The organism is Lacisediminimonas sp., assembly GCF_030645335.1.
Classification (GTDB): domain Bacteria; phylum Pseudomonadota; class Gammaproteobacteria; order Burkholderiales; family Burkholderiaceae_D; genus Lacisediminimonas.
The window spans coordinates 1-8,659 of the sequence record NZ_JAUSNH010000002.1 but is presented as its reverse complement, the minus strand read 5'-3'; the positions used below and the strand labels follow the sequence as shown (position 1 = coordinate 8,659).

The 8,659-nt window shown below is 61.5% G+C and carries 8 protein-coding genes; all 8 read right to left on the bottom strand.

What is annotated here, in order from left to right:
* On the bottom strand, positions 1–1,952 hold a 1,952-nt coding region (gene bamA, locus Q7T64_RS00080), incomplete at its 3' end, for an outer membrane protein assembly factor BamA (RefSeq protein WP_304789136.1).
* Positions 1,953–2,046: 94 nt separating this feature from the next.
* Positions 2,047–3,414, bottom strand: coding sequence for an RIP metalloprotease RseP (gene rseP / locus Q7T64_RS00075; protein WP_304789132.1), 1,368 nt, complete (start codon positions 3,412–3,414; stop codon positions 2,047–2,049).
* A complete protein-coding gene (gene ispC, locus Q7T64_RS00070; RefSeq protein WP_304789128.1) occupies positions 3,411–4,583 on the bottom strand; it encodes a 1-deoxy-D-xylulose-5-phosphate reductoisomerase in 1,173 nt (390 codons plus the stop codon). The genes rseP and ispC overlap by 4 nt, the downstream gene beginning before the upstream one ends.
* A 10-nt stretch (positions 4,584–4,593) precedes the next feature.
* Positions 4,594–5,421, bottom strand: a complete 828-nt coding sequence (locus Q7T64_RS00065) for a phosphatidate cytidylyltransferase (RefSeq protein ID WP_304789125.1) — start codon at positions 5,419–5,421, stop codon at positions 4,594–4,596.
* Positions 5,421–6,179: a polyprenyl diphosphate synthase gene (gene uppS, locus Q7T64_RS00060; RefSeq protein WP_304789121.1), complete on the bottom strand. Its 759-nt coding sequence runs from the start codon at positions 6,177–6,179 to the stop codon at positions 5,421–5,423. Before uppS ends, Q7T64_RS00065 begins: the two co-directional genes overlap by 1 nt.
* Before the next feature lie 57 nt (positions 6,180–6,236).
* Complete coding sequence (frr, locus tag Q7T64_RS00055) at positions 6,237–6,797, bottom strand: ribosome recycling factor (RefSeq protein WP_304789117.1); 561 nt, start codon at positions 6,795–6,797, stop codon at positions 6,237–6,239.
* A 96-nt stretch (positions 6,798–6,893) separates the two neighbouring features.
* Positions 6,894–7,610 (bottom strand): UMP kinase, encoded by a 717-nt coding sequence (gene pyrH / locus Q7T64_RS00050; protein ID WP_304789114.1) that lies wholly within the window; start codon positions 7,608–7,610, stop codon positions 6,894–6,896.
* 221 nt (positions 7,611–7,831) lie between these two features.
* Positions 7,832–8,659, bottom strand: an 828-nt coding sequence (tsf, locus tag Q7T64_RS00045; RefSeq protein ID WP_304789110.1) for a translation elongation factor Ts, incomplete at its 5' end; no start/stop codon positions are given.

The following is an 8,659-nucleotide window of genomic DNA, read 5'->3' as shown; positions in this document are numbered from 1 at the left end:
GGATAGATCTGGCCGAACATGCCCTTGCCATAATCAATTTCGCCATTCAGGGCCAGCACCGACGTGCGAGCCGCATTCATCGGGCGGAAATATTGCTGCTGGTAGGTGGTGCGGTAGTAGCGCAACGACCCTGCCGGCGCGACCTCCAGGTTGGCGCGCTGATAGCGGCCAGTGGTCGGTACCAGCGCACTGTCGCGGTTGTCGCGTTGCCAGGCTACGGTAAACGGGAAGCTATTGGTCTTGGCGTCGGTGCCATCGCCAAAGTCACTGGCATAACGCTTGTACAGCAAGGGGCTGTTGGCGTAAGTATTGACTTCGGTACGCTCGTAGCCGATGCCGAAAAAAACCCGGTCAATCTCGGTGAAAGGAACGCCGAAACGGATATTGCCGCCAAGCGTCTGCACCCGGAAGTCGCCGGTATTGTCCAGCGGCGGGCGAACGGTTCGCAGGAACAGCTCGTAGGTGCGGCTGATGCCGTCATCGGTGAAGTACGGATTGGTTTGCGACACGGCAATCGTGCGGTAGCGGCGGCTGGTGTTCAGGTCCACACTCAGCGTGTTGCCGGTGCCAAAGACGTTCTGCTGCGATATCGAACCGAGCAGGGTCAGTTTTTCGTCGGACGAAAATCCCGCGCCAATCGAGATGGCGCCGGTGGGCTTTTCGGCCACGGTCATGTTGACGTCGACCTGATCGGGCGTACCGGCAACTTCTGGCGTTTCAATGTTGACTTCGGTGAAGTACCCCAGGCGGTCCACCCGGTCGCGCGACAAGCGGATCCGGTCGCCGTCGTACCAGGAACTCTCGAACTGCCGCAACTCGCGCCGGATGACTTCATCGCGGGTGCGGGTGTTGCCGGCAATATTGATGCGACGCACATAAACCCGTTTGCCGGGATCGACCAGTACGGTGAACCCCACTTCCCGCTTCTCGCGGTTGATTTCCGGGTTGGCATTGACGTTGGCGAACGCATAGCCGAAATTGCCCATGCGCTCGGTGATTTTCTTGACGCTGCTCTGCAGCTTTTCGCCGCTGTAGGTCTCGCCTTTTTTCAGCTCGATCAGTGAGCGCAACTCTTCGGTGCGGCCCAGCGTCTCGCCTTCCACCTTGATATCGGAAACCGTGAATTTCTCGCCTTCATTGATGCCGAAGGTGATGTAGATGTCCCGGCGATCGGGCGTGATCGACACCTGGGTCGACTCGACCTGCATCTCAAGGTAGCCACGGTTCAGGTAGAACGAGCGGATCGCTTCGATGTCGCCGGTGAGCTTCTGGCGCGAATACTGGTCGGCCTTGCTGAACCAGGTGAACCATCCCGGCGTCGTCAGCTGCAGCATGGCGCGCAATTGCTTCTCGCTGAAGGCCTTGTTGCCGATGAAGTTGATCTCGCGAATGCGCGCGGCCGTGCCCTCGTCGACGGCAAAGCTGACGCTGACGCGATTGCGCTCGATCGGCGTGACGGTGGTAGTGATCTGCGCACCATACAGGCCGCGCGACAGGTATTGGCGCTTGAGTTCCTGTTCGGCGCGGTCGAGCAGCGCCTTGTCGTACACCCGTGTTTCGGCCAGTCCGATTTCCTTCAATGCCTTGATCAGCGTGTCGCGCTCGAACTCCTTGATGCCGCTGAACTCGACGCCCGCAATCGAGGGGCGCTCTTCCACCTGCACCACCAGCACGTCGCCCTCGGCTTCAATCCGCACGTCCTTGAACAGGCCGGTCGCATACAGGGCCTTGATGGCCGCTGCGCCTTTTTCATCGGTGAACGTGTCGCCGACCCGCACCGGCAGGTAGCTGAACACGGTGCCCGCCTCCGTGCGCTGTATGCCTTCGACGCGGATATCACGTACGACAAATGGATCGGCCGCCAGGGCCTGGCCGGAGCAGAGTACGAATGCAGCGGCGGCGATGATGCGGCGGGAAAAAGGAAGGGGCCGGCGCTGGAATGAAAAGTTCATTGGCTATTGTTATGTGATGAGCGTGAGCGCGTACCGGATGGCAGCCTTGCGCTGATTGCGCAGCCAGATGCGGTCGGCAGCTGCCAGGGGCGCTTCAGGAGATGAGCCGCACAATATCGTTGAACATGGCAACCATCATCAGCGTCATCAGGATCCCGATACCTGCCCGCTGCGCGAGTTCGCCGAATCGCTCGGACACCGGTCGCCCGGTCAAAACTTCCAGCGAATAATACAACAAAAGCCCCCCGTCAAGAACCGGAATCGGCAGCAAATTCATGACCCCGAGACTGATGCTGATGAACGCGATATAGGTCAGGAAGCTGACGATGCCAATGCGTGCGGTCTGCCCCGCATAATCGGCAATCGTGATGGGACCGGTGATGTTTTTCAGCGAGACCTCGCCGATCAGCATTTTCCCCAGCATGCGCAGGGTCAGTGTGGCGGTATCCCAGGTCTTCTTTACGCCCTGGCCGAGCGCCTGCAGCGGCCCGGAGCGGCTGATCACCATGTTCGGTGCGGTCGAAACTTCGGCCTGTATGCGCCCGACGCGCTTGCCGTCTTTTTCGATCGGGGCCGGCGTCACGCCAAGCGTGAGCGCACGTCCGTCCCGCAGCACGGCGAGCAGAAGGGTCCTGGCCGGCGCAGCGCGCACAGCCTCGATGAAGGCCAGCGCGTCGACCACCGGACGACCGTCGATGGCAGTGATCTCGTCGCCAGTCTGCAGGCCGGCACGGGCCGCCGCACCGTCCGGACTAATGCGGCCGAGAATCGCCCGCGGACGTGCCAGATCCAGCCCGAGCTTGCCAAGGAAGTCGCCTTCCAGGTCGCCGGCACCCAGCATGTCGGTGCGCAGGCGCATTTCTTCGGTACGCTTGTCGCCGGGGCGCTGCGGATCAGTGCGCTCGACTTCGATACGGGCGACCGACTTGTCCACAGCAATGTCGATCATTTTCCAGCGCAGCGCTGCCCAGGATTCGACCGGTTCGCCATTGATCCGCGTGACCAGGTCGCCTGGCTGTATGCCGGCCTGTGCCGCCGCACTCAGTGCAGGCGCTGCGCGCAGCCTGGCCGCCGGTTCCGGCACGCCGTACACGTACAGCCCGGCAAACACCGCAATCGCCAGCAGGAAATTGGCCAGCGGACCTGCAGCAACGATGATGATGCGGCGCCAGACCGACTGCCGGGTGAATTCGCGCGAGAGTTCAGCCGGAGCGATCGCGTCGATGCCCTGCTCGCGGGCATCGAGCATCTTGACATAGCCGCCCAGCGGCAGGATCGACAAGGCCCATTCGGTCTGGTCACGGCCAAAGCGGCGCGACCAGACAATCCTGCCCATGCCGACCGAGAAGCGCAACACCTTGACGCCGCACCAGCGCGCCGCCAGGTAATGGCCAAGTTCATGCACCACGACCAGCGTGCCAAGCACGACAAGGAAAGCCAATACGGTCTGGATCAGCATCATGATGGAATGAGCGTTCTCGTTAGCTGCCTTGCTTGTTCATCCTGTTCCAGCAAACCCGGAATGTCCGTCACCGGCTGGGCCGGCAGACGTTCCAGCACTGTTGCGATGAGATGATCGATGGTGCGAAATCCAATGCGTCGATTCAGGAAAGCATCCACGGCGATCTCATTGGCGGCATTGAGTATCGTCGCGGCGCTGCCGCCCTCTCGCAAGGCATCATACGCCAGTTTCAGGCACGGAAAACGCTGCAGGTCAGGCCGTTCGAAGCGAAGTTGCGCCACCGCAGCAAGATCCAGCGCGCCAACTCCGGAGGCGATGCGTTCCGGCCAGGCCAGCGCATGGGCAATCGGCGTGCGCATGTCGGGATTGCCCAACTGCGCCAGCACCGAGCCGTCCACATACGACACCATCGAATGGATCACGCTTTGCGGATGGATCAGGACGTCGATCTGGTCCGCGCTGGCGCCGAACAGCCAGTGCGCTTCGATCACTTCCAGTCCCTTGTTCATCATGGTCGCGGAGTCGACCGATATCTTGCGCCCCATCACCCAGTTGGGATGGGCAACCGCTTCTTCGGGAGTGACCGAGTCGAGCGTGGCGACCTCGCGCTGCAGGAAAGGGCCGCCGGACGCGGTCAGCACGATCCTGGCAATCCCGTGGCCTGCCGGCAAGCGTTGATAACCAACCGGCAGGCACTGGAATACCGCATTGTGCTCGCTGTCGATCGGCAGCAGTGTTGCGCCGCTGGCGGCCACTGCATCCATGAACAGTTGGCCGGACATGACCAATGCTTCCTTGTTGGCGAGCAATATCTTCTTGCCGGCGCGGGCCGCAGCCAGGGTTGGCGCCAGGCCGGCGGCGCCGACAATGGCGGCCATCACGACATCGGTTTCGGCTGCGCTGCTGACCTGGCACAGGGCTGCCTCGCCCCACGCCACTTCGGTTCGGACCTGGCGCTGTGCCAGCAAACCGGACAACCTGGCGGCGGCGTCGGCGCTGCCCACCACCGCAACTGCCGGCCGAAAACGCTCGCACAGCAGCGCCAGTTGCTCGACCTTGCTGTGCGCGGTGAGCGCATGGACCTGATAGCGATCAGGATGGCGGCTGACCACGTCAAGGGTGGATTCACCGATCGAGCCGGTCGCGCCGAGTATGGAAATACGTTGCATCAGGATTGCTTCACAGGCGCGTACTCAGCAGCACAGCCAGCGGCAGCACGGGAATCAGCGCATCGATCCGGTCCAGCACTCCGCCGTGTCCGGGCAACAGCTTGCTGCTGTCTTTCATGCCGGCGCGCCGCTTGAGCTGGGATTCGAAAAGGTCGCCAACGACGCTGGCCGCCGCCACCAGCGTCAGCACGGCAATGCCGCCCGCCCAGCCCCATTGCCGCAACAGCGCCGCCGGGAAGGTGTCCGCCAGGACCGGGTGCAGCCACGGCTGCATGAAAACCATACCGACCAGCAATACGCAAGCCAGCCCGCCGATTGCGCCTTCCCAGGTCTTGCCCGGGGAGATCGACGGCGCCAGTTTGCGGCGGCCGAACTTGCGTCCAGCGAAATAGGCACCGATGTCGGCCACCCAGACCAGCGCCATCACGGACAACAGGTAAAGCCCGGAAATCTTGTACAGCATTGCCAATGCGACAAAACAGCCAAGTATTGCAATGCCGTAGGTCAAGCCCAGCAAGCGGCTGCCGAGTCCGCCGGCGGGGGGCAGGCCGATGCCCAGCGCCGGCGCGAAACGCAGCGCCCATAGCGCCACGCACAAGGTGAACAGCAACTGCATCTGGCCCGACGGAAAACGCAGCAGCACGAACAGGAATGCGGCGGTCCAGACCGCCGCCCACAGCAGCGGCCGGCGCGACCCGAACAGGCGCATGCACTCCCAGGCGGCGGCGGCCTGGAAAGCGGTCAGCGCCAATACGAACGCCGCCATGGATTTCGAAACCAGCACAGCGGCCAGGATCGCCAGCAAGACCACGGCGGTGATGATGCGTGTCTTGAGCATCAGGATACCTTGCGCGGCTCGACCAGTTGTTCACTGGTGCGTCCGAAGCGGCGCTCACGCTGGTTGTAGGACGCGATGGCGGCGTCAAGCGCCACGCCATCGAAATCAGGCCACCAGGTATCGGTGAAATACAGTTCGGTATAAGCCAGTTGCCACAGCAGGAAGTTGGAGATGCGTTCCTCGCCACCGGTGCGGATGAACAGGTCGGGCTCGGGGGCATAGGCCATCGACAGGTGCTGCGCCAGGTCTTCTTCTGAAAACTCGGTGCAGCCGGGCCTGGCTGCGACCAGTTTTTTCATGGCTTGCAGGATATCCCAGCGGCCGCCGTAGTTGGCGCAGATGGTCAGGGTCAGGCCGGTATTGGCGGCAGTCCTGGCTTCCGCGGCGGCGATCATGTCCTGCATGCGCACCTCGAAGCGCGACAGGTCACCGACCACCTTCAGGCGGATACCGTTGGCATGCATCTTGGCGACTTCGCGATCCAGCGCGGTCATGAACAGGCGCATCAGGACCGACACTTCGTCGGGCGGACGGCGCCAGTTCTCGGAACTGAACGCAAACAGCGTCAGGAACTTGACGCCACGCGCTGAGCAGGCTTCCACGATGCCGCGCACCGCTTCCACACCCTTTGCATGACCCGCCACCCGCGGCAGGTAACGCCGCGTGGCCCAGCGGCCATTGCCATCCATGATGATGGCAATGTGCTGGGGCACGTTCGTGACCAGGGGTATCACCTGCGTCGAACTCGAATGCGTCATGGAATGGAAGTCAGGTTGTGTGGAACAGGAAACAAAAGCGGCAATCGTTCCGGCATGTCACACCGTCATGACCTCTTTTTCCTTGTCGGCGGTGAGCTTGTCGACTTCGGACACCGACTTGTCGGTCAGTTTTTGCACGTCTTCCTGGGCGCGGCGCTCGTCGTCTTCCGACACTGCCTTGTCTTTCAGTAATTTCTTCAGGCTCTCGTTGGCTTCGCGCCGGATATTGCGCACGGCAATCTTGGCGTCCTCGCCTTCGCTCTTGACCAGCTTGACCATCTCTTTGCGTCGCTCCTCGGTCAGGGCTGGCGTCGGGATGCGGATCATGTCGCCCTGGGTGGACGGATTCAGTCCCAGGTCGGATTCGCGGATGGCCTTTTCAATGACGGCGATCATCTTCTTTTCCCAAGGCTGCACGCCGATGGTGCGGGCGTCCAGCAGGGTGACGTTGGCCACCTGCGTGATATGGGTCGGATTGCCGTAATAATCGACCTGGACATGGTCCAGGATGCCGGCATGGGCACGGCCGGTGCGAACTTTGGACAAGTTCGATTTCAGCGTCTCAAGCGACTTTTGCATCTTTTGTTCTGTACTTTTCTTGACGTCAGCGATCGTCATGCTGCTCTCCTCAATTGCAAGGCGTGTTTCCAAAGATTATCGGTACTACGGTTTCTTTACTGTTTGCTGGATGCCGGACGCCCGATGGCCCGCGGGCTAGACGTGTACCAGCGTTCCTTCATCCCCGCCCTCGATCACGCGCCGCAGCGCGCCGGGTTTCGTGATGGAGAACACCTTGATCGGCAATTTCTGGTCGCGGCACAGCGCAAAGGCGGTCGCGTCCATGACTTCCAGGTGACGCGCAATGACCTCGTCAAACGTGATCGTGGCGTAGCGGGTGGCGAGCGGGTCTTTCTTGGGATCGGCACTGTAGACACCGTCGACCTTGGTCGCCTTCAACACGATCTGGGCGCCAATTTCGGAGCCGCGCAGCGCAGCCGCGGTGTCGGTGGTGAAGAACGGATTGCCGGTACCGGCGGCAAAGACGACGACCTTGCCCTCTTCCAGGTACTGCAAGGCCTTGGGCCGGACGTAAGGTTCGACGATTTGCTCAATGGAAATCGCCGACATCACGCGGGCGGTCAGGCCGGCCTGGCGCATGGCGTCCGCCAGCGCCAGCGAATTCATGACCGTGGCCAGCATGCCCATGTAATCTGCCGTGGCCCGATCCATTCCCTGCGCCCCCGGGGCCACGCCCCGGAATATATTGCCGCCGCCGATGACGATGGCCAACTCCACGCCCATCGCCGCGACATCTGCCACGTCTGCCACCATCCGGTCTATCGTTACCCGGTTGATGCCGTAGGAGTCCTCTCCCATCAGCGCTTCACCGGACAGCTTGAGGAGGACGCGCTTGTAAGCGGCTTTTGACATCAGTTTTGGCTCCTGTTATGCGGCGCAATGCAGTGCTTGCATAGGCAATGAGTTCGCGAAGGCTTCGCCAGTATTCCTGATCGCGCAATGTTCGAATTATCGGGCATTTTACGTGCCCGTGACTTGCTGCGGCTTAAAAGCCCTGATTCTTTCCAGCAAGGCTTGTAAGCAATCGCAACCAGTCAAAAAAACGGGCCTTGCGGCCCGTTTCGACTAACAGATCAGGACTGCTTGGCCGCAGCCACCTGCGCCGCCACCTCGGCAGCGAAGTCGTCCTGCCGTTTTTCAATGCCTTCGCCAACGATGAACATGACGAACGATTTCACGCTCGTATTCGTTGCCTTGAGCATCTGCTCGACGGTCTGCTTGTCGTTCTTCACGAAAGTCTGGTTCAGCAGCGAGACTTCCTTCAGGAACTTCTGGATCGAGCCGTCGATCATCTTGGCGACGATCTCGGGCGGCTTGCCGGATTCGGCCGCCTTCAGCTGGGCCACCGAACGCTCACGCTCGATCAGGTCGGCTGGCACGGCGTCGGAGGACAGCGAAACCGGCTTCATGGCGGCAATGTGCATTGCCACATCCTTGCCGACTTGCTCGTCGGCGCCGTCATATTCCACCACCACGCCAATACGCGTGCCGTGCAGGTACGAAACCAGGCGGGCAGTCGTGTCGAAGCGCTTGAAACGGCGAATCGACATGTTCTCGCCGATCCGGCCGATCAGGGTCGTGCGCTGTTGCTCGACCGTGATGTCACCGTCGATCGGCAGCGCCGACAAGGCGGCGACGTCGGCCGGGTTCTTTTCGGCGACCAAGCGGGCGCAGTCGTTTGCCATCTTCAGGAAGTCGTCGTTCTTGGTGACGAAGTCGGTTTCGCAGTTGATTTCGATCAGGGCGCCGACATTGCCGCTGATATGAACTGCAACCACGCCTTCAGCGGCGATACGGGAGGCGGCTTTCGATGCCTTGCTTCCCAGCTTCACGCGCAGCAGCTCCTCCGCCTTGACCATGTCGCCATCGGCTTCGGTCAGGGCCTTCTTGCATTCCATCAT

Bases quoted from the DNA above. Each gene is read 5' to 3' on its own strand.
- ispC (WP_304789128.1), bottom strand. From the start codon at position 4,583: ATGCAACGTATTTCCATACTCGGCGCGACCGGCTCGATCGGTGAATCC.
- frr (WP_304789117.1), bottom strand. From the start codon at position 6,797: ATGACGATCGCTGACGTCAAGAAAAGTACAGAACAAAAGATGCAAAAG.
- rseP (WP_304789132.1), bottom strand. From the start codon at position 3,414: ATGATGCTGATCCAGACCGTATTGGCTTTCCTTGTCGTGCTTGGCACG.
- pyrH (WP_304789114.1), bottom strand. From the start codon at position 7,610: ATGTCAAAAGCCGCTTACAAGCGCGTCCTCCTCAAGCTGTCCGGTGAA.
- uppS (WP_304789121.1), bottom strand. From the start codon at position 6,179: ATGACGCATTCGAGTTCGACGCAGGTGATACCCCTGGTCACGAACGTG.
- Q7T64_RS00065 (WP_304789125.1), bottom strand. From the start codon at position 5,421: ATGCTCAAGACACGCATCATCACCGCCGTGGTCTTGCTGGCGATCCTG.